The sequence below is a fragment of the Neorhizobium sp. PAMB6716 genome (genome assembly GCF_058242805.1).
The window spans coordinates 51,578-70,713 of sequence record NZ_JBZAYW010000004.1 but is presented as its reverse complement, the minus strand read 5'-3'; the positions used below and the strand labels follow the sequence as shown (position 1 = coordinate 70,713).

Here is a 19,136-nt window from a genome sequence, read left to right as displayed (position 1 = left end):
GCGCGATGAAAAGAAGAGAATTCCTTTGCACCCTGGCTGCCATCGGAGCGTTGCCCGTAGCCGGAGCGGCGCTGGCAGCCGGCGAACGCATGGTCGTCTACAAGGACCCGCACTGCGGATGTTGCCACGTTTGGGCGGACGCGATGAAAAATGCCGGGTTTTCCGTGCAGGCGGAAAACGTGGACGACCTCGACGCCGTAAAGGACCGCTTCGCCGTCCCCACCAATATGCGGGGCTGCCACACCGCGGTGGTCGCGGGATACTATCTCGAGGGACACGTTCCCCTGGACGCGGTGATGAGGCTGTTGTCAGAGAAACCCGAAATTGCGGGGCTCGCCGTGCCGGGTATGCCCGCCGGGTCATTGGGCATGGGAGACGATCCCCGCGCATCGTATGACGTCCTGGCCGTGGGAAAGGACGGTGCGAACAAGCTCTACCAAGCGGTCAGGCCGAAAGCCTAATTGGCGCGCCAGCTGGACCGCCAGAAATTTCGGGTGAGCACGTTGACACGAGATCGGCTTGTCTTTTGGGAGGGGTGGTCGCCCAATCACCGTCAAAGCGGCGCGCGACGCATGTTGTTTCAGGCGCTGGAGAATTCCGGGTTGATCATCAGACGTGTCGCGCTCGACGTGCGGGCCGTTGTAGGACGCCGATGGAAGGCGAAGACGAGAGCAGTGCCTGTCGAACTGCCAGACGAGCTACTTAGCGCGGTGGCCTGAGAGCCAACATCTTTTCGGATGGGAATTTTCGACCTCTATTTTGGTTGTTGTTATTGCCGTGGGAAATTTGAGGATTCTTTTAACAGTGGGATACTTCAGTCAGGAGGAACTATGTTCCATAAATATGCTTATCTGATTTTTGCTAACCTATTGATATAAATGCACGATAGAGGAAAATTGGAGCGTTTTGGGCTTGAACGTTGCCCCTGCCCCACTCGCACCCGACCCTGATCAGGTTTCGTTTTTTGCTCCGAGTGAGAACGCCCTGCCGTTGAAACTTTGGTCCATCACCGTAATTGTCGTGACAAGGCTTCCTGGTGCGTGCGCTTGCGGCCGGAGGTTTCAGATCCAGGAGACAGGGGCACATAATGTGCGGTCGGTTTACCAACACGATGACTTGGGCCGAGATCCACGCCCTCTATAATGTAAACGCTGAGGCTCCGCCTCCGTCGAATATGCCGCCGCGGTACAACATCGCGCCGACGCAGAGCGTCTACTTCGCTCACATGGACAAAGCCGGCGACCTCGAAATTGACTACGGGCGCTGGTGGCTCGTCCCCTTCTTCGCGAAAGAGCTGCCGAAAGCGGCAATGTTCAATGCCAGGATTGAGACAGTCGACACGTCAGGGGCATTCCGAGAGCCTTTCAAATCGAAGCGCTGCCTCATTCCGGCTGACGGTTATTTTGAATGGACCACAAGCGAAGAGGACGAAAAGAAAGACCCCTGGCTGTTGCAGCTCCCTGGGGGAAAGCCTTTCTCCTTCGCCGGGCTATGGGCGTATAACGACAAGCTAGGCGTCACCAGCTGCACGATCATCACAGCGCCAGCCGTCGATCACATCGCTCACATTCATACGCGAATGCCCGTCATGTTGGATCCATCTGCCTGTGAGACTTGGTTGGATGCCTCTGTTCAGGGTGCTGAAGCGAAATCCTTCCTTCTTGAAAAACAGATCGACAGCCAGCTCGAGTTTTACCGTGTCGGCCGCGAGGTGAATTCATCTCGCTATGACGGCAGTGACACGAAAAAGCCAATTCTGAACTCCTTGTAGGACTTGATAGCAAGGAGAACCCCAATGAAGTCACTGCCCTATTCCGCGCCATTGATCGTCGCCGGCGTAGCTTTGGCCTTATCCGCCTGCAGCGCAGACGGAAGCACCACCTCCACGGCAGTAGCACCATGCAACGCTGAAGCCGCTCAAGCTCTCGTGGGAAAGACCAAGCCGGCCGACGGAGAAGCCATGCAGCTGACCGGCGCGAAGACTGTTCGCAAGATCCAACCCGGCGATATGGTAACCCAGGACTTCAGAGAGGATCGGGTGACGATCGAGACTGATCCAGCGACGGGTCTGGTCACCCGGGCAACCTGCGGCTGATTAATCTGTCGCCAAAGAAAAAGGGCCAGCGTTAGCCGCGGCCCTTGAGGTGTGAAGGTCTAAGCCTTCAGAGGGGAACAGCTGACGTAAGGACTGGGAGGTATGTGCTTACGTCAGCTAAGTCCGATATGGGTTCTCAGGCCGCTATCTGCAAGTCACTCACTTTGTGCCGCCAAAGTCTTCATCGCGCTTCGCCGTCGCTTCCGCCTCAGCCAGCCGTTACAATAGACTGTCGATCTGATCGTCATTGGCGATCGGTTGATGCTTCGCAAGGTTTTGCAGGGCCTTGCGAACCATGTCGCTGCAGGCGAGATTCCTGAAAATCGCTGGATGGTCAGCCATACTCGGTTCCTTCCGAGTGCCCGTAACGCCCCCCAAGGCGGGCTGTTCCGAAGGAACATAAGATGGCGAGATACGGAGAGGTATATTCTCTCTCAACATCAGCCAATTGCACCGACAAGGGAGGGTCCGCGTCAATGATGCGCGGTTCCCCCAATTTCGCCGCTGCGCAACGAAATCGGCTCCCCCACGCCCCGAAGGTCGCCTCCGGCGATCATTGACCCAAACCCTCCCTTGTCAGTCCCGCAGCTTTGTTTTCATTCAAAGGAGCTGACGATGACCACCTACGACCACATCAACGAACTGCGCGCCGAGCTTGCAGCGTCCATCGACCAGGCCGAGCGCCAGCAGATCGCAGCCGAGCTGGCGGCGGCCGAAGCGAAGCTTGCCGAAGAAGAGGCCGCATTCGATGCGCTGGTCAGCGCCGAGCCACCCCACTAAGGCGGCTCTTTCCAATGCCGGTGCCTTGGGTGTTGTCGCGCTATGGTCAAGCGCGTCATTCTATTCTCAGGAATTCCCGTCTTCCTGTTTGCAATCGGCTTCTGGTACTTTGTAGCGAGCCTCAGTTGTGGTCTGGACGGCGCGGGCGGATGTAGCAACCTTCCCCGTTGCCATGGAAGTATACCAATGCCCTCGCCTACTCTCTGTCGTTCTTAGTCTTAGGCTTGGTATTTATCCTGGCGAGCCGCCGTTTCAGAGACTAACCACGTTCTATCAGATCGCCGATCCGCAGGAGACAGGGAAACCGCGCCTCACACTGATCTGACCCCCTCCGGTCGCACCCAATCGCGAGGGCGAGCTTCAGGTCGACGAACTGACAGCTGGCGCCGTGTTTCTTGACCAATTCCTTCCGATCGAGCACGGCGTACCGGTCGCAGCGCCGGCATTCAACGTCGATCTTTTCCGCCCGGTAATCCTTCAGCCGAGGCAGGCTCATGCAAATCCCTCGCTTCTTTCTCGTTTTTTCAGCGCGCCACGGCTACGGGCAGTTCTTTGATATTCGTGGTGTAGCGGGGCGATCGGCGGTCAAACTTCGCTTGCCAGTCACGCTTGATTCCGACCGAGGCAGGGATGAGCGATCCGCGTCCGAATTTGCCGTTGACCGCATCGAGTGCTGTCATAAGCCGTTCTGATTGATTGCGATCACGTGCCTCGAAGAGAGGGCGCGGCTGTGATTGCGCCGGCACCAGATCATTCATGATGATGCCGGCCTTCGCATAGCGATGGCCGTCCCTGAAAATTTTTTGCGCTCCGCTTTGCGCTGCCCGGATCAGGTCGAATGTGTCATTCGATGCTTCGGCAAAATGCACCGTCGTTTGCGCCGAATGCGGATGGTCCTTTTGGTTGAAGCGCGATGTGTGCATGAAGACCGCCATATGCGTCGCCTCAAGGCGATGCCGACGCAGCTTCTCCCCTGCCCTCATCGCATAGGCCGCCACTGCCTCGAGCATTCCGGCAAGATCCGTGACAGGCGCTCCAAAGGATCGGGTTACGGCGCAGCCCTTCCGTTGTGGCGGCATGTCTTCAAGCGGCAGGCATGAAATGCCCTGCAGCTCCAGAACCGTCCTTTCGCCCACCACGCTCAGGAGATTGCGAGCAAGCCGCGCATCAACGCGGGCCAGGTCGCCGGCTGTCTCAATGCCCAGGCCGAATAGTTTTCGCTCTGATGCCGATCCAACGCCCCAAACCTCCCCCACCTCGACGCGATCGAGCCAGCTTTGCCGAACGGCTGCATCTGTCAGATCGCAGACGCCGCCAAGCTCCGGGTTCTTCTTTGCAACGTGGTTTGCGAACTTCGCCAGTGTCTTGCTCGGGCCAATGCCGACACATGTCGGGATCCCGGTCCATTGCTGAACCGTGGACCGAAGATCGCGGCCGAAAGTAACGCGATCGGCGGGCCTGATGTCGGTCATATCCAGAAAGCTTTCATCGATCGAATAGACCTCAACATCCGGAGACCATTGCCGATAGATCGCATTCAGCCTGGCGCTCATGTCGCCATAAAGGGTGTAATTGCTTGAGTACACCGCCACGCCGTTATCGCGACAGAGGTCACGGATCTTGAAATAGGGTTCTCCCATGCCAATGCCGAGCGCCTTGGCCTCCGCCGTCCTGGCAACTGCACAACCGTCATTGTTGGATAGGACAATCACCGGGCGCTTGGCTATCGACGGGTCGAAGACGCGCTCGCAGGAGCAATAGAATGCGTTGCCGTCAATCAGCGCGAAGGAGGTCATACCTTCCTCCTTGGTCGCAGCCAATGAACGTTGCAGAGTGCCACGCCCCAAATCTCGACTTCCGCAATCTCCGGAAGGTCGAACAGAGGCATGTCCGAATTCTCGAACATCAGCCGCGGCCGGCCGCCCGTCATGCGTAGCCGCTTCAACGACCGCTCGCCATGTACGGTCGCTACGACAATATCGCCGTCGACCGGGCGCAGGCTGCGGTCGACCACGATCAAATCCCCGTGGAAGATTCCGGCGTCTCGCATCGAATTGCCGTCGACCTTCCACAAGAACGTCGCCGGCGGGTTCCGGATCAGGAGCTTTGTGAGGTCAATCGATTCTTCGATGTAGTCATCTGCGGGTGACGGAAAGCCGGCGCATAACCCGTGGAGCATGAGAGGCACATAGACTTCTGCCTCGATTTTCAGGCCGGCGAGCATTCAATTCGATCCTTTCACGACTGATAGCGAAAGGAACAAACAGGGAACACAAAGGACGCCAAAAATCAAGATAGAAGATTACGCGATCCTAATCTGCAGATTTGCACCTGACGCGAGTGTCTGCGTGGTGTTAACTTTTTGAGGCGTTGTCACAATGGAGAGGAATGATGATCGCCATGACTGACGAAGTGGAACACCTGTCAAGTACGCTGATGTGGACCGTCGGCATGATCACTCAAGCCGGGCCAGATGACCTTAAACGTGTGGCAAAGGCCTATCGAGAAGCGCAGGATCTGGTTTCGCAGATTCCGAAGACCGAGGAAGGCGCACGGCCTCGCATCGTCGCTTGCTTCCATCGGTCGGACGAGTACCGCGCTGCAGACGATATAGCCTGCGTTGGATGGATCCTGACAGCGATCCAGGAGCGCGTGAACGAAGGCGATCTACAAGACTGGAGAAAATTGCGAACGGTCGTGAAGCAGATGGTAAAGCTGCTGCCGGAGCCGACGCGCTCGCTTCACTAAATACTTGGTGTATCGAGAAGATGTTCAAAGCCCTCCCAGGTCGCCTTGTCGTCCACCCAATGACGCTGAAGCTCTTTCCATCTTCGGTCCGCCGAAACCTGCATCTTCGCGATCCGCTCAAGGAGATGGCGTGAGAAAAGCAAGTCGTCCTGTTGAGCGGTTTTGAATATGATACCGCCCTCCGGGTCATATGCGACCTGAAGCAGCTGATTGTCGGCATCGAGCACGAACATCGACACTTCGGGTTCGCCATCCTCGTTTCTGGTGACGATCAGCGTATCGACTGGGTAGCCGCCGGTTGCCTTTTGCAGTGCCTGGTCAAAAGCATTGGTCATGGGATCACCTTTCCTGTCACTGTCGAATCTAACGGAACGGTTTTGGCGGGGGAAGTCGGTTCCGGCTTCCGCTTCGCGGCGCTATGCTAAGCCTCCTGCGGCTTCCCTTTATCCGTCAAAACCGTGTCGAGAATTCCCGCTTTCCCGCCCCTGAAGGAGGGGCGGCGCTATGCTGAAAGCTCCGATGTTCTTCATTGTCTTCCTCGGATCTCGGACTGGCGCCGATCGATCCGAGCGGTGTCTTCGCCAGATGGGGGGGAAGGACGCCGCATGAGCGCCGGCTATTCGCCAATGGCGGCCGGCGCGCGGCGGAAACCAGAGCCAACCCATTGAGTGCAAGTTATGGCGCGGCTTTCGCCGCGCCATTCCCTTTCTGCTTCTCGATCGTCCGGGGCTCCATAGCAAGCACAAGGTCATGCACCATCTTCAAGGCCGTTTCGTCGAGCTTCTGCAGGTGGCCGACCGTTTCTTCCATCAGCTTGTTTCTCTCTGCTTCCTGTGAGTTGCCTTCGGATTGAGGGGGCCGTTCTTTGACGAAAGGATCGAAGAACTCTTCCGGAGTGATATCCAGGACTTCGAAAACGTGGAGCAGGCGTCCGACTGTCATCAAGGAGGAGGCGTTTTCGTAGCGGGCGTAGGTAGCCTCCTTCACCCCTAACAGCATGGCGACTTTGGCTTGCGCAAGTTGTCGATCGGTTCGCAGGTCACGCAGCCTTTGCGCGACAAGCAGATCCAGTTGCCTGAGATCGATGATCTTTCCGTCGAGCCGTTTGCGGTAAACCGGATGATCTTTGTCTGGGTCTACAACGCGTTCAAGTCCGAGATAGCTTACCCACTGCTCGAGTCCGAAACCTGCCATTGCCACCAACCACACTGGAAATTCATCGTTATTCCTCCGGGACAATTAAAGATGGGGCCTCGAAAGTCTACCCTGGATAGCTGCTTTAGCACATCGCTTTGCGACCCCGCTCTATGCCTTCGGCACGGAGCCAGCAGGCGCCGTCTCCGCCCATTCGGGTTACGATCGGTTGCGCTGCGGCTTCGCCTTCCATCACATGCCTCTTGGGCAAAAATCGGTTCGGAACATTTACAGCCTCGCGCGATCGACCCATATTGCCGGCTGATCAGGTCAGGTCATGGCAGATCTCTAGCCCTTATCTGTCATGTGCCTACGGAGGCCGTCCCGCCTGATCGGGGCGGCCTCTCCACTCTCCCAAAGCTCTTCACAGTCATCAGCATCAGGATGATTTGTCCGGTTTACGTCACGATGAAGCAGTGACGCCGGAGGCGTCCTGTCTGTCTTCTCGATGAGGGAAAGAGGAGCGCCGCCCCCTCTCCCTCACAAGGGGAAAAAACGGTCTCCCCGTCCTTCCTTCGCGCAGCCTTACGGCCGCGCTTTCGTGCAGGATCGCCACTGACGCGACGCCCCTTCGGCTTTGCCTCGGGCGGGCGAAACCCCTCCGTTTTATCCCCTTGCCACCCTCTCCCCCGCTGCTCCGCGCGAACTCGGGAACAGGAGCGGGGCTCCTGCCCACGAGGGGCACGAGAAGACCGCTTCGCGGAGTTGGAGAAAGGGTGAGAACTATGACCACAACCGCAACCGTTTACCTCCTGGACCCGGAAGCCGGGACCATTCAAGCCGCACAGGTCGCAGCACCTAGCGCGTTCTCTCAGACCTACGGGCTAATTGGATGCCAGCTTGTCGAGGTGGTGCCATTCGACACGAACCACGTTCTTATCGTCGATGAGGAGGGTTTGCGTGACGGCTTGACCGCCTTCACCGTCTTTGACGGCTACCCCCAGCCATTGGCCGGAAAGATCGTTCTTGCCAGCTTGGACGGCTCGCATGTCCTACCGCCGCAGATCAGTATCGAGGAAGCAGCGGCCCGCCTGAACGTCTGCAAGCCGGTTCTTGATCCGGTCTTTGCCAAGGCAGACGAGCATTCCCCCAATGGGGTCATTCTGGGCGGCGCTTTGATCGGGTTCCAGACCCGCATCACCCGCACTCACCCAACCGTCATGGCGGGGGTAGTCCGATGATCATCGCTGTTGTCGAGGACCGCACCCTGTCCATTCTCGCCGGAACCTTTGTCGCGACCATCGCGGCGAAGGACATCGAACATAGCTTCCATGCCTTTACTCATTTTCCGGAGCGGCGCACCCTTTTCGAACTGGAAGGGCTGGCAGAGCGCCTGAACGGCTTCGCCGCCTACATGGTGGAGCTGTGGGAGCAAGCAAAACTGCCCCTGTCGGACGCTGAACTAGAGGCGTTTGCCCGCCGTCATGTCGAGATCACCGCCAAGTATTGGGCAGCGGAAGGCCGTTGCATGAACTGGTTTATCACCGGACCTGCCCGCTTTCCCGTCGCCCGCAATGAAAAGCGGATGCGAGTTTCAGACGCCCGCCGTGCTGACATCTCAGCCCATATCGCGACTGCGAAAAAGGCAGTGAAGCGCAAGGCGTTTCCCCACGGGACCGATGACGAGCCGATCCGGGCCAGTGATCCGGCCGCCATGCAGCGCATCGCCTCGCGGATCGAAGACCTGGCACTGTCCATCGACCGGATGAAACGGGCGAATGTCATCATTCGTCGGATGGAGAAGGATCAGGCGAGCGAAGCCGACATTCTGGCCCGTGTGGTGGCAGAAACCGGCATGGACGAGGAGAGGGCATCGCGTGGCGTTACCCTTGCCCCATGGCAGAACCGACGCGGTTTTTTCACCACCAACACCCGCGCCGAACTGCGCCGCATGCAATCCCGCCTCGCTTCGCTTGCTGCGATGAAGAAGCGCGGCGACCGCGCGGAGGACGTCGAGACGGAGGCAGGAGCCGTCACGGTCAAGGAAAACACTGACATGGCCCGCATTCAGTTGCTCTTTCCCGGCAAGCCGGACGAGCAGACGCGACGCACCCTGAAATCTCACGGGTTCCGATGGTCGCCGTCGCAGGGGGCTTGGCAGCGCAACCTGAACGAGGCCGGGCGCTATGCGGCCAAGTGCGTCTTGAAATCGATCAGCGGCGACAGCGCCGCTTGATCAGCCCGGAAAGCAGAGGATTCCCCCATGAATGAGCAGATTTTTACGGTCTTGGAGTTTTCCGACCAAGGCGACGCCATGTTCGGCGGCAGTGCCGCCGACTGGAGCCTATATACCCAAGAAGACGGCTCAAACGCTTTCATGAGTGAAGCCGACGCGCAGCGCCGCCAGCTGGTGAAAGCCTATTTCCCGACCAAGAAGGAGGCAAGTGAGGCCGGAGAGGTAGCCAGTCAGCGCAAGGGCCTGATTTCGGCCTTGCCTGTTCGGCCCGTTGACGAGATCCCCTATGCGCAATTGCGCTGGATTGTCGGAAACATGCACGTTGGGACCAGCGATGACGACTTGAAAGCCGACATCAAGGGACGCGCGAAGTCGGGCATGACAGAGAATCCCGACCTTCTGGCGCAGGCGTGCGCCTACGCACTGGCAAGCCACCGAGCCAATCAGGGCTTGGTTGCCCATTTCCGGCTGTAGGAGGCGAAGCATGAAAAGCAACGGCCAGCGCCGAAGCGTTGAGGTCTTCGACACGCCCTCCGGTTTAGGAGGGAGCCACACGGTTGAGGTTGTCGAGGACCTTGGAAACAATAAGGTCAGGGTGCGCGTCTGGTATGGACGCGCCATCGCGACAGGCTGGGAAGCGTGGAAGGATTGGGACGGCTACAGCTTTGAGACCAACCGCGCCAGCCTCACCAACAAGCGGTCAATGCCGCTGTTCAAATAGGACCTGGGCCGCATTTCGATGCGGCCCGACATCAGGAGGACACCATTGAGCCGCTACACCGTGACCGTGAAAACCGACGAAGAGACCGACGAGAACGCCGTAATCGGCTATGATCCGCCGTTGCGCACCTTCTTTCTGCAGGCATTTCCCGACGAGGAAACCGACGAATATGCACTGTGGTTCGGGACGCTTCTTGAGCAGCACCCAAGCCTTGAATCGATCATCGGGAGCGCGCGCCGGTTTGGCTATGAGATCGAAGGGCTGTCACAGGATGCCATCGTCGCCATGACAAAGGAAGCAGGAACGCCGCCGCCGCCAAGCCTTGGCGAGCGGTTAGGGCTGGTATGCTGACAATTGTTGGATGCATTTTTGCGGGGCTGGTTCGGAAGAACTGGCCCCGTAGCCATTTTGGCAGTTGCGAACCTGGCCGCATCGAGCGGGCTGCGGTCCGCCCGAAGGGAGCCCATGCCCCTCCCCTCGGCTCCCCTCCCGCCCGATTGCTGCCGCTGAAGCGAGGCCGGGATCGGAACGTCAGGGGCGTCCACGAGCGCCAGAGTTCTCAGAAATCGACTTCAGCTCTTGGATAGATAATGAGCTCCTGGTCGCGATCAGATAACCGGCCAGATAGGTCAGCTTCAGATGTGCTTCACCGTCGCCTTTTGGCTCATAATTGATGATTGCCAGGCGGCTCGCCTTCGCCTTTTTCCCCCCTTGAACTGCCGCTGAATGCTGATCGATCAGCTCACGAAGCGAGGGTTTTTCTCTTGTCGCACCAGCTGCGATCTCCGTTACCACTCTCCTGGACGTGGACAATGCCGGAGCCGTTTTGGTGCATCGAGCGGCAATTGCTTCACGGGACGAACGCGAACTGGATGACGACAGTAGCATGGCGGATGCCTCACCGATCTAGTTGCATTGAGGATCGTCTCAGACCATCAAATCGTCCACAACGCACGATAGGATACGAAACAAGACGAAATCTTGGGCTGTAAGTCATTGGAAAAAAACGGTAAGATTTTTGTTCCACCGCCGGCGGATGGAAGCGATTTCAAGGAACTGTTCAAGAAAATGGCTGCTGCGGGTGCCGGACGCCTGTTGGGTGAAGACGGTTTTCCCCAAGGCCCGTGGACGCCGGAGCTGCTGGCGGATGCCATCTCAAAGATCGACGCCAACCGTGTCGGAGTGGATCTTCGCACCGTCCAGCTCTGGTTTCAGGAGAATGACAAAGGCATCAGCCCGGCCAACATTCGCTGGCTGGCACGCATCTTCGGTTGCGACGATCGCGAGGCGACGAATGATTGGCTGAATGAGCTCAGCTCGGCCCAAGCGCGCCTGACCGCCAGGCGGCGGGATCAAAAGAAGACCGGTGGCTCGACTGCGACTGCCCTTCGTGTGCCTGACACGTCAGCGCCAGAAAAAAACCAGGTTCCGCTAACGCCCGTCGTCTCGGTGGACCTTCAAACCATGCCAGCGGTGCGGCCAAGGGGATTGGCAATCAAGACCGAGGCGATTTTCTCGCACGGATCACATCTGAACTTGCCGGCCTGGATTTTCGCCGGTTCGTCCGCCCTCGGATTCCTCTCTTACATTTTGGGGATCCACAGCATCACCTATGTACGCGCGGATGGTATCGAGAAGCAGGTTGGCTTCCTTTGGGCACCGAACTGGACCTTCCTGTTCATGGTGCTGTTGCCACTGTTTTTCGCCGTCGTCATCGAGCTTCTGGGTTTCTGGAAGCATGATGGCCGGCTCAGGCTACTGGCGGAGGCTGATCGTGTTAGAAGCGGCGACGCCTGGACGCTACATTTGCAGGCCAACTCACAGACCTATTGGGCAGTTTTCCTGATCTGCATATTATTCGCGGGCGTGGTGCAATGGATCGGCGTGCAGCTTATCCCTCTGCTTGAGCAAGCGCAGGATTTTGCCCCAAGCTGGGGGACGATCGGTATCATCAGGCCGGATATCCTATCGACGCCGGCGGCAATCGTATTTACCGCCCTTGCCTATCTCTACATGTCCACAAGCTTCTACCTGCTGTTCGCTGGCCTGATCCTGCTGCATACGATCATCCATGATCTATGGAAGCTTAAACGCGGAACTGAACTCCTTGGCGAGCAGAGAGCCTGGCCGGACACCAGTGAAATCGGTCTGCGGATCATGCGCGGGGTCTTCAGATGTTCCGTGCTCGTCGTCCTTGCTGCCATCTGCATGAAGGCACAAAGTGCCTATCTTGCATCGCAGGGCCCGGATTTCGTGACATGGCTGGTCCGCGATGTCTGGGCTGCGCTGGCAGATTACGACGATGGAGATAGGACCTTCGATTACATCATGCCCACACACTACAGCAGCTTGCTCGTCGTGCTTTCGACCTGCAGCGTCTTTGTGTATGGAGCAATCCGCTTGGGGGATGATAGGCGGCTTCGTTCCCCCCTGTGGAAGATGTCTGCGGTGATCGGTTTGCTTTTCGTCTCATACATGTTGATCGACGCGTTCGATGGTTTCTCTGTTTTGCTAATCGTTACCGCACTCATTGCGACCTATGGTCTATTTGATCCGGCGTTTGAGCCAGCTTGGCGTGCCCGTGAGATAAGAGGCGACAGCCGTGTTTCATAATTGGCTGGATCGTTGGGACGAGGGTCGCGCACAGCGCGGCGAAGAGGCCAAGAAGATCACGGACTTCATTCTGGACGCCGATCGTGCATTTCCCGGCATGGGGGCGGCTGAAACGGTAGAGGAGTTTTGCGTTCTCGCGGAAACGGCCGCCGCTGACCCGGACTTTTTTGAGCCGCCTGATGCGAGCGATCATAGCTTCGAGCTGCGGAATGGCTGGCTGACATTCCCTTCGGACGTTTCAACCGATGTTGCTGAAAACAACATCGTGTGGGCCAGGATCACCGAGAGCGGAAAACGCGATCAGGCAGTCGTGATCTTCCATCACTGGAACGCGACCAGTCGGAACCGGCAGATCGCCGGGTTCCTTTCCTGGCAGGGGATCACGGTTATTGACATCGCCATGCCCTACCACTTGGAACGCAAGCGGCCCGGATCGCTCTATGCCGATTACATGCTCAGCGCCAATCTCGGCCGCACGATGCAAGCCGTCAAACAGGCGGTATGGGACGGGCGTAAGCTTATCGGCTGGCTAAAGCGCCAAGGCTATCGGGATGTTTCCGTTCTCGGGATGAGCCTTGGATCTTGGGTTGCAGGATTGGTCGCGGCGTATGAACCCGCCGTCTCGCGGGCGTCTATGTTCCTCACGGCAGGGAGCCTTGCTGAAATGGTATGGACCGGGCGCGCAACCCGCTCGATCCGGACAAGCCTCGAGCCGCATCTTACGCTTGCCCAACTGCAAAGAGCGTGGGCACCGCTCAATCTCGAAAACCAGCCAGACAGGCTGGCGCGGCCAGGCCTCGAACTTCTGGTGATTCTGGCGTCGAGGGATTCGGTTGTTCTGCCGGACCTGTCCGAACGGCTGCTTGGAAGGCTGGAGAACGCCGGAGCCAGAGTGAGCGTGCTGCGGCTGAATTGCGGGCACTACTCTCTTGGGCGGCCACCCTACATCTTGCGAGCCGGATGGAGCTTGAAGCGGTTTCTGTTACGCAAGCGCGGCGCCACTCAGGCTTAGGAGCGATTGAGCGCCGCATCGAGCGGCACCCAACCGCAATGAGGGGAGCCCCCTTCGGCCCCTCCCCTCAAACTTCCCTTCCCCCTCACGACGGAAGCGCCCCGCAAGCTGGGCGGCTCCCTGAGACTTGTTGTCGTTTCCAGCCAGAGCGTCGATGTCAGCTCCCCACCGCTGCAGCATCACGGCGATGGAGATCCGACCTGGCGGCCGGATGGCGATTTGCCGGTTGAAGGCGAAGGCGACGGCCGGGGCTACGAAGGCCGCGTTTTCAGGCCGCTCCTTAGTGGCCGTACGCAATCTAATCCTGCGCACGATACGGCAGGCCCCGCCTTAGCGTGCAACCCTAAAGGGTTCTCCCCTCCGCTTCGCTCTGTTGCGATCGCTACGCGATGCACTCGGCGGTTCCAGCCGTATTCGAGCTTCGCGATTACGCACAACCACTAAGGAGGAACCTCTGATGAAAACGCTCGTAACCTTCTGCCAGAAAACCGGCCGTCGCCTTCGCCAGTTTATCAACCGGCAAATCGCGAAGTTGTCCCATAAGGGCCAACTTCGGTTCTCCATCGCCGTGATGCTTCCGCTCCTCGCCAAGGTCGAGTTCAGCTATCAAGTCGAGTTCAACGGCAAGGCCGGAAACGACAACAAGCCTCAGTGAGGTACGGCCGCACCCTGCCCCGCAGGGTACGGCCTATCATGGAATAGAACGCCCGGCGCAGACGCATGGAAGTGCAGCGCTCAAGCAGGACGAGTGGCAGGAGTTCCGATATTGCGCTATGAGGCCTTTATGTCCGGTGTCGAGGATCTGCCTCTGGGCAGGCGTAATGGTCCGAAAGCCGGGTCTGCGGTCTGATCCCCAAAAAAGACCCGCCGTAAGTGGCGGGTCAAAAGCCGCTCCTGGGAGTCCCAAGCGGCGGGGGCTGCATCAGTTTCGGTCCAAGCTCGGCTCGCCTCTGCCTCCCAAAGCTTGGCATGGCCAGACACACCATAGCGAGCAGGCTGCTTGATGCAATGCTCAAATACAATGGATCGTCCAAGAGCAAGGTACTGGCAGGGGTGGCGATATTCCGCAGCAGTTGTTGGATGCTCGCGGCTATTAAGGCTAGTACGCTTGCTGAGGAAGAACCAGATGGCCAGCAAGTCCACTGTTGCCGTGATCCCGGGGTAAGGCGCTGCGAGCCTTACCTCGTGCTAGTTGTGTCCGGCGGTGATGTGAGAGGTGTCCTCGACAATCTTTACGTCTGCATCGGGCTCATCAAACACAACCAAACCGAGTTTGAGCAGCTGAATACAGCAAACTACCGACAATCCCCACAAAAAGACGGTTCGCCACTTCATGCTCAGCCCCACCAGAGATGGAATCCCCTCAGAAACCGACGGCCGCTGCAGGCTCTGTAGGCCTGCTGGCCTCGGCAATTAGGTCAATAAACGGCACTGGGATTCCCAAATAGTATCCCTGCAACGTATCGCAGCCGAGCAGCCGCAAGATCTCTAGCTGCGTTGCGGTCTCGACGCCTTCGGCAACAACGGTGTGCCCAAGGCCGTGAGCCATCGAAACTATCGCCGACACAATGATCCGGCTATCGTGATTCGTCACAATGTCAGAGATGAGCGAACGATCGATCTTGAGGCTGTCATAGGGGAGCTTGGACAGCTGGGCCAGGTTGGAAAATCCCATCCCGAAGTCATCGATGGACAGTTTGAAACCGGCGCGTTTCAGAGCGAGCAGATGTTTTCTCGCCTTCTCAACATCTAACATCGCGACAGCTTCCGTGACCTCCAGCTCGAAATTACTAGGCGCGACACCGAGCGACTTCACATAGTCGGTGAGCCGATCGGCAAACTCATCATCCGCGAATTGAGTTGGACACACGTTGACTGCAACGCGGCACGAAATTCCCGATGCACGAAGTTTTGGGATATCGGTCGCGACAATCGACATCACCTTGCGTCCAATGCGCTCCAGCCCATCACCCGTCCCTACGACATCAAGGAAGCTTCCGGGATACAACAGGCCCCGCGTTGGATGCGCCCACCTCACCAGCGCTTCATAACCTTCGACACTATTTGAGGCGAGATTGATCTTGGGTTGATAGTGGACAATGATTTCGTCGTTGGCGATCGCATGGAGGAAGTCACGTTCAAGCTCGCAGCGATCAGTCGCCCTATCTCGCATTTGATCATCAAAAAACGCGTAGGTTCCTCGACCGCGGCTCTTCGCCTCGTACATAGCCATGTCGGCGTACTTGAGGGTGTCAGCAGCATCAACGGCTTCGTCGCCAAGCACGGCAATACCAACACTCGCGCCAATCTGAACTTGTCGTTCGCCGATCACAAACGGCTCAGCGATTGATCGAATGATCTGCTGAGCTATGTCCGTAACGTCTTTGTCCCCTGCGCTACCTGTCACCAGCACAACGAATTCGTCACCGGCAAATCGAAACAGAAGTCGACATCCGGCCGATTCCAAATTGACACTCTCTGGAGTGAGACATCGGTTCATCCCATCCAGAGTGATTTCAAGGCCGTCCACCATCATTCTGGTCGCAGCCATCTGAAGCAAAGTGTCACCGACCTGATGACCATAGAGGTCATTGACTTGTTTGAACCGGTCGAGGTCGATGAACAGCACATGACCCTTGAGATCAGGATTCCGGTCGATGATCTCGCTCAGTACTGCGCGGTTGGGAAGACCGGTAACACCGTCTTCATAGGCCAATGTGTTGATCTTGGACACATTATCATTGAGGCGCGCCACCATCTTGCGAAAGCTCTCGGCCAAGCCGCCGACTTCACAGTTGCAGTCCACAGTGACAACAGCGCTATAGTCGCCTGAGGCAATAGCCTCCGTACTGGCTTTCAGGTTCTGAATTGGCCGAGTGAGCCGACCAGTCATATAATATGTAAACCCCGAAGCGGCAGCGATCGAAGCTACCAGCTTAATGTAGCCCAAAGTCGTCAACGTGTGGGTGAAATCGCTTCCGGCTTCCAGCAAGTAGAACACGAGTGCTGCAACAATCGAGCAAAAAGTCCCAATCATCAGGGTGAACCGTACGCGTAGGCTGTTCAAGCCACGACCAAGAATGCGTCCTGTGATCAGCTCGGTATCAACTTCCATGACTGCAACCTTCATTGCCGGAATGCGGACGCGGACCAGATCGAGCTGGCCCGCGACTATTATGAACGGAGGACTTTAAAAATCCTCCCACGCCTCGGATTTCACTGCAGCATTCCCTCTGACGGCGGTGGCAACACGATTCATTAGTCGGCGTGCAGGTGATGTGTTTGCCGGGGGCATCGAGGAACGTTCCGCTGGCATGGACTTGTTTTGCGAGTTTCCGATTTCGAAAAGTCCGATGAGCTGGAATAAAGCTTCTGCTTCCTTGGCCAACGAATGGCTGGCTGCAGTCGATTCCTCGACCATCGCAGCATTCTGCTGCGTGCCTTGGTCCATTGTATTGACGGCTGTATTGATTTCCTTCAGCCCCGTCGCTTGCTCCTTGGCGCCCTCGACGATTGCGGTAACATTGACGCTGACCGCCTGAACCTGAGACACGATATGCTCAAGCGCCCTGCCCGTTTCTGTGACGAGATGTACGCCGTTCTCCACCTGCTCGCCAGACTTCGAGATCAAAGTCTTGATTTCTTTTGCCGCGGAGGCGGATCGCTGAGCAAGTTCTCGCACCTCCTGGGCGACGACAGCAAAGCCCTTGCCAGCCTCACCAGCGCGCGCCGCCTCGACCCCAGCGTTGAGCGCCAGCAGGTTCGTCTGGAAGGCGATCTCGTCGATTACACCGATAATGCTTGAGATTTCGCGCGACGAGGATTCAATCTCCTGCATTGCATGAACAGCACGATTGACGATCTCTCCGGAGCGCTCGGCAGACTGCCGTGTTTCTTGGACCTGCTTTCCAGCTTCTTCGGCGCGGCGACTGGAATCGGAGACCGTTGTGGTGATCTGCTCAAGCGCTGCTGCAGTTTCCTCTACAGATGCCGCTTGCTGTTCCGTTCGCTTTGAAAGGTCGTCGGCCGCCGCGCGGATCTGATTGGAGCCGGCCGCGATGGCTTGCGCATTTTGGCCGACCCGGCGCATCGCATCCTCGAGCTTAGCAACGGCTTCGTTGAAGTCTAAGCGAACCTGATCCAGTCGCTCTGAAAAGACGGCATCTATCCGGTAATTCAGTTTGCCATTTGAGAGCTCGTTGAGGGCGTGGCCGATGCTCTCAACGGCGAACCGCACTTCTGCGGCTTCGCGAGCCTGCTGCTGCTCACGCTCGAGACGCTCCTGCTCGCTGAGTGAACGATTTGCCTCAGCTTCCTGTTCAAGGCGCACACGTTCTTGGGCATTGTCTCGGAATATGGCAACGGTGGAGGCCATCTTGCCGATTTCGTCCCGACGGCCCTGGCCGTAGATTTGGACTTGAAGGTTTCCATTCGCGAGATCGGACATCGCCGCGGTGATGGAGTTCACGGGGCGAATTACGCCTCTCAATACGGTCCAAGTGGAGAATGCGGCAACAGCGGCCCCGAAGACCGTGAGTATCGTCATGCCGGCTGTCAAAAGCGATGCCAGCTCATTGCCTTTAGCGAGGTCCTGCTTTGAGACCTCGATCTGCAGATCGATCAGTTTCGAGATATCGGTGCCGAGGGGATCAATAGTCGGGTAGAGCCTCTGCTCAACGAATTCTGAGAGCGCAGCACTGTCGCGGGAAACCAGAATCTGTCTCAGCAACTGCACTCCTTCGTTTGCCTCTCCCTTGACCTGCACGAAGTGATCGGCAATTTGCTTCTCTTCTGCGGTCAGCACCGTCGATGTGTACTCCTTCCAGTGCGCATCGATGGAGGCCAGCGCCGCGTCTATATTACTCAAGCCATCTTGAGGAGAGAGCGCGCCAGATCTCACCTTGTGAGCGCTATCAACAATATTGACGGCATAGCCATCGCCGATCCGCTTCAGTTGCTCCATTGGCAACACCCTGTCGGCAACGATCGAGTTGGCGATTTCCGCTTCCTTTTTAAGGGCGTAAAAGCTGAAACCCGTGATGGTTATCAATGCTGCGGTGAGCAACGAAATGCATGCAAGAAGCTTGACCCTGATGGTCATAATGATCCCTTCCCAACGAATGTCCCCGTCGACATTTCAAATGCGGCAAGCCGCATTTGAGGTGAGGCCCATCGAAGAAGCGTTTTTAACGACTTCGGACGGAGCACAGTCACCGAATGCGATATTTAAGGGCCACTTGTTTACGCTTCGCTAATTTCGTGGTTTCTTTTGCACGAAGCGTGGGCAAACGCCCAAAAAAAAGCCAAGCGCGTCTATGCCGTACACCGTACTGCTGCGTCCGCACTGGGATGCCTTGTCCAGCCTTCGGAGTTCTAGCGAAACGCCAGCCGGTCAGATATCCCTGCAAAAGCTCGTAGCCAGCATCGCGCCCAAGACTTGCCTGTCGCTCTGTCTCTCTATCTTCGTCAGGGACTGGGATAGCGGCCGCTATCGACATGTTGAATCAAGTTGAAATGGAGAGCTGCTCGAGGAGCGGAGCGCTCATCACTCGGAGCGCAGCGGGCAGATCCGTCGTGTTATAACCTGTATCAGAAGACGGAGAACCGGCGTCGCCGGTTCGCATCCGAAAGGAGCGGCCAGGGTCGGCCGCCCATCTACCCTGCCCTGTACCGCTCTTACGATAGGTCGCCGATCGCGCCAATGGGCAAGCGCGCAAGCGCTGTCGCTCGTCAGGAAAAACGGCTTTCGCCGTCAGGCCGGCAAACCTTCCGTTTTTCCTTCCTCCCGCCCCATGAC

The 19,136-nt window shown here is 57.6% G+C and carries 21 protein-coding genes; 13 read left to right on the top strand and 8 right to left on the bottom strand.

The window, feature by feature from the left end; translation table 11 throughout:
• Window positions 1–5: 5 nt before the first annotated feature.
• From AC4CWH_RS26610 to AC4CWH_RS26600, 3 genes are all read left to right on the top strand, one after another.
• Complete coding sequence (locus AC4CWH_RS26610; RefSeq protein WP_070149924.1) at window positions 6–461, top strand: DUF411 domain-containing protein; 456 nt, start codon at window positions 6–8, stop codon at window positions 459–461.
• Between the two features lie 650 nt (window positions 462–1,111).
• Complete coding sequence (locus AC4CWH_RS26605) at window positions 1,112–1,771, top strand: SOS response-associated peptidase (protein WP_491322550.1); 660 nt, start codon at window positions 1,112–1,114, stop codon at window positions 1,769–1,771.
• Window positions 1,772–1,795: 24 nt separating this feature from the next.
• Complete coding sequence (locus AC4CWH_RS26600; RefSeq protein ID WP_234614060.1) at window positions 1,796–2,095, top strand: I78 family peptidase inhibitor; 300 nt, start codon at window positions 1,796–1,798, stop codon at window positions 2,093–2,095.
• A gap of 219 nt (window positions 2,096–2,314) precedes the next feature.
• On the opposite strand, the gene AC4CWH_RS26595 is transcribed toward AC4CWH_RS26600, so the two are convergent.
• On the bottom strand, window positions 2,315–2,437 hold the full coding sequence (locus tag AC4CWH_RS26595; RefSeq protein ID WP_267970761.1) for a hypothetical protein: 123 nt from the start codon (window positions 2,435–2,437) through the stop codon (window positions 2,315–2,317).
• 273 nt (window positions 2,438–2,710) lie between these two features.
• Here AC4CWH_RS26595 and AC4CWH_RS26590 point away from each other — a divergent pair, with 273 nt between their 5' ends.
• Window positions 2,711–2,875: a hypothetical protein gene (locus AC4CWH_RS26590; RefSeq protein ID WP_188129562.1), complete on the top strand. Its 165-nt coding sequence runs from the start codon at window positions 2,711–2,713 to the stop codon at window positions 2,873–2,875.
• 524 nt (window positions 2,876–3,399) lie between these two features.
• Here the strand turns inward: AC4CWH_RS26590 and AC4CWH_RS26585 are convergent.
• Both AC4CWH_RS26585 and AC4CWH_RS26580 read right to left on the bottom strand, forming a co-directional pair.
• Window positions 3,400–4,671 carry a Y-family DNA polymerase gene (locus AC4CWH_RS26585; protein ID WP_234614052.1) on the bottom strand — a complete coding sequence of 424 codons (1,272 nt, stop codon included), beginning with the start codon at window positions 4,669–4,671 and terminating at the stop codon, window positions 3,400–3,402.
• Complete coding sequence (locus AC4CWH_RS26580; protein ID WP_234614051.1) at window positions 4,668–5,099, bottom strand: LexA family protein; 432 nt, start codon at window positions 5,097–5,099, stop codon at window positions 4,668–4,670. The genes AC4CWH_RS26585 and AC4CWH_RS26580 overlap by 4 nt, the downstream gene beginning before the upstream one ends.
• A gap of 167 nt (window positions 5,100–5,266) precedes the next feature.
• Here AC4CWH_RS26580 and AC4CWH_RS26575 point away from each other — a divergent pair, with 167 nt between their 5' ends.
• Window positions 5,267–5,623, top strand: coding sequence for a hypothetical protein (locus AC4CWH_RS26575; protein WP_326492049.1), 357 nt, complete (start codon window positions 5,267–5,269; stop codon window positions 5,621–5,623).
• Here AC4CWH_RS26575 and AC4CWH_RS26570 read toward each other — a convergent pair.
• Together AC4CWH_RS26570 and AC4CWH_RS26565 are read right to left on the bottom strand one after the other, a co-directional pair.
• Entirely contained in the window at window positions 5,620–5,958 is a 339-nt protein-coding gene (locus tag AC4CWH_RS26570) for a hypothetical protein (RefSeq protein WP_234614043.1), read from the bottom strand. The two genes, AC4CWH_RS26575 and AC4CWH_RS26570, sit on opposite strands and share 4 nt — an antisense overlap.
• Before the next feature lie 340 nt (window positions 5,959–6,298).
• Window positions 6,299–6,817: a helix-turn-helix domain-containing protein gene (locus AC4CWH_RS26565; RefSeq protein ID WP_234614041.1), complete on the bottom strand. Its 519-nt coding sequence runs from the start codon at window positions 6,815–6,817 to the stop codon at window positions 6,299–6,301.
• Between the two features lie 725 nt (window positions 6,818–7,542).
• On the opposite strand from AC4CWH_RS26565, the gene AC4CWH_RS26560 reads away from it, so the two are divergent.
• The 5 genes from AC4CWH_RS26560 to AC4CWH_RS26540 are packed head-to-tail and all read left to right on the top strand — an operon-like array spanning window position 7,543 to window position 10,065.
• Window positions 7,543–7,998 carry a DUF3846 domain-containing protein gene (locus tag AC4CWH_RS26560; protein WP_234614039.1) on the top strand — a complete coding sequence of 152 codons (456 nt, stop codon included), beginning with the start codon at window positions 7,543–7,545 and terminating at the stop codon, window positions 7,996–7,998.
• A complete protein-coding gene (locus AC4CWH_RS26555; RefSeq protein ID WP_234614037.1) occupies window positions 7,995–8,993 on the top strand; it encodes a DUF8626 domain-containing protein in 999 nt (332 codons plus the stop codon). The genes AC4CWH_RS26560 and AC4CWH_RS26555 overlap by 4 nt, the downstream gene beginning before the upstream one ends.
• A gap of 27 nt (window positions 8,994–9,020) precedes the next feature.
• Window positions 9,021–9,467, top strand: a complete 447-nt coding sequence (locus AC4CWH_RS26550) for a hypothetical protein (protein ID WP_234614034.1) — start codon at window positions 9,021–9,023, stop codon at window positions 9,465–9,467.
• 10 nt (window positions 9,468–9,477) lie between these two features.
• The gene (locus AC4CWH_RS26545) at window positions 9,478–9,714 is read left to right on the top strand and encodes a hypothetical protein (protein ID WP_234614032.1); all 237 of its coding nucleotides are present in this window, start codon (window positions 9,478–9,480) and stop codon (window positions 9,712–9,714) included.
• Between the two features lie 45 nt (window positions 9,715–9,759).
• A complete protein-coding gene (locus tag AC4CWH_RS26540; RefSeq protein WP_234614030.1) occupies window positions 9,760–10,065 on the top strand; it encodes a hypothetical protein in 306 nt (101 codons plus the stop codon).
• A gap of 180 nt (window positions 10,066–10,245) precedes the next feature.
• Here the strand turns inward: AC4CWH_RS26540 and AC4CWH_RS26535 are convergent, their stop codons facing one another.
• Window positions 10,246–10,602, bottom strand: a complete 357-nt coding sequence (locus AC4CWH_RS26535; RefSeq protein WP_491322549.1) for a hypothetical protein — start codon at window positions 10,600–10,602, stop codon at window positions 10,246–10,248.
• Between the two features lie 108 nt (window positions 10,603–10,710).
• Here AC4CWH_RS26535 and AC4CWH_RS26530 point away from each other — a divergent pair, with 108 nt between their 5' ends.
• The 3 genes from AC4CWH_RS26530 (at window position 10,711) to AC4CWH_RS26520 (ending at window position 13,994) form a co-directional block, all read left to right on the top strand.
• Window positions 10,711–12,327, top strand: a complete 1,617-nt coding sequence (locus AC4CWH_RS26530; RefSeq protein WP_234614028.1) for an RcgA family putative transporter — start codon at window positions 10,711–10,713, stop codon at window positions 12,325–12,327.
• A complete protein-coding gene (locus tag AC4CWH_RS26525; RefSeq protein ID WP_234614027.1) occupies window positions 12,317–13,339 on the top strand; it encodes an alpha/beta fold hydrolase in 1,023 nt (340 codons plus the stop codon). The genes AC4CWH_RS26530 and AC4CWH_RS26525 overlap by 11 nt, the downstream gene beginning before the upstream one ends.
• A 457-nt stretch (window positions 13,340–13,796) precedes the next feature.
• Window positions 13,797–13,994 carry a trans-acting factor B gene (locus AC4CWH_RS26520; protein WP_234614026.1) on the top strand — a complete coding sequence of 66 codons (198 nt, stop codon included), beginning with the start codon at window positions 13,797–13,799 and terminating at the stop codon, window positions 13,992–13,994.
• 708 nt (window positions 13,995–14,702) lie between these two features.
• On the opposite strand, the gene AC4CWH_RS26515 is transcribed toward AC4CWH_RS26520, so the two are convergent.
• The gene (locus AC4CWH_RS26515; RefSeq protein ID WP_234614025.1) at window positions 14,703–16,454 is read right to left on the bottom strand and encodes a bifunctional diguanylate cyclase/phosphodiesterase; all 1,752 of its coding nucleotides are present in this window, start codon (window positions 16,452–16,454) and stop codon (window positions 14,703–14,705) included.
• A 75-nt stretch (window positions 16,455–16,529) separates the two neighbouring features.
• Window positions 16,530–18,440, bottom strand: a complete 1,911-nt coding sequence (locus AC4CWH_RS26510; RefSeq protein ID WP_234614024.1) for a HAMP domain-containing methyl-accepting chemotaxis protein — start codon at window positions 18,438–18,440, stop codon at window positions 16,530–16,532.
• Between the last annotated feature and the right edge of the window lie 696 nt (window positions 18,441–19,136).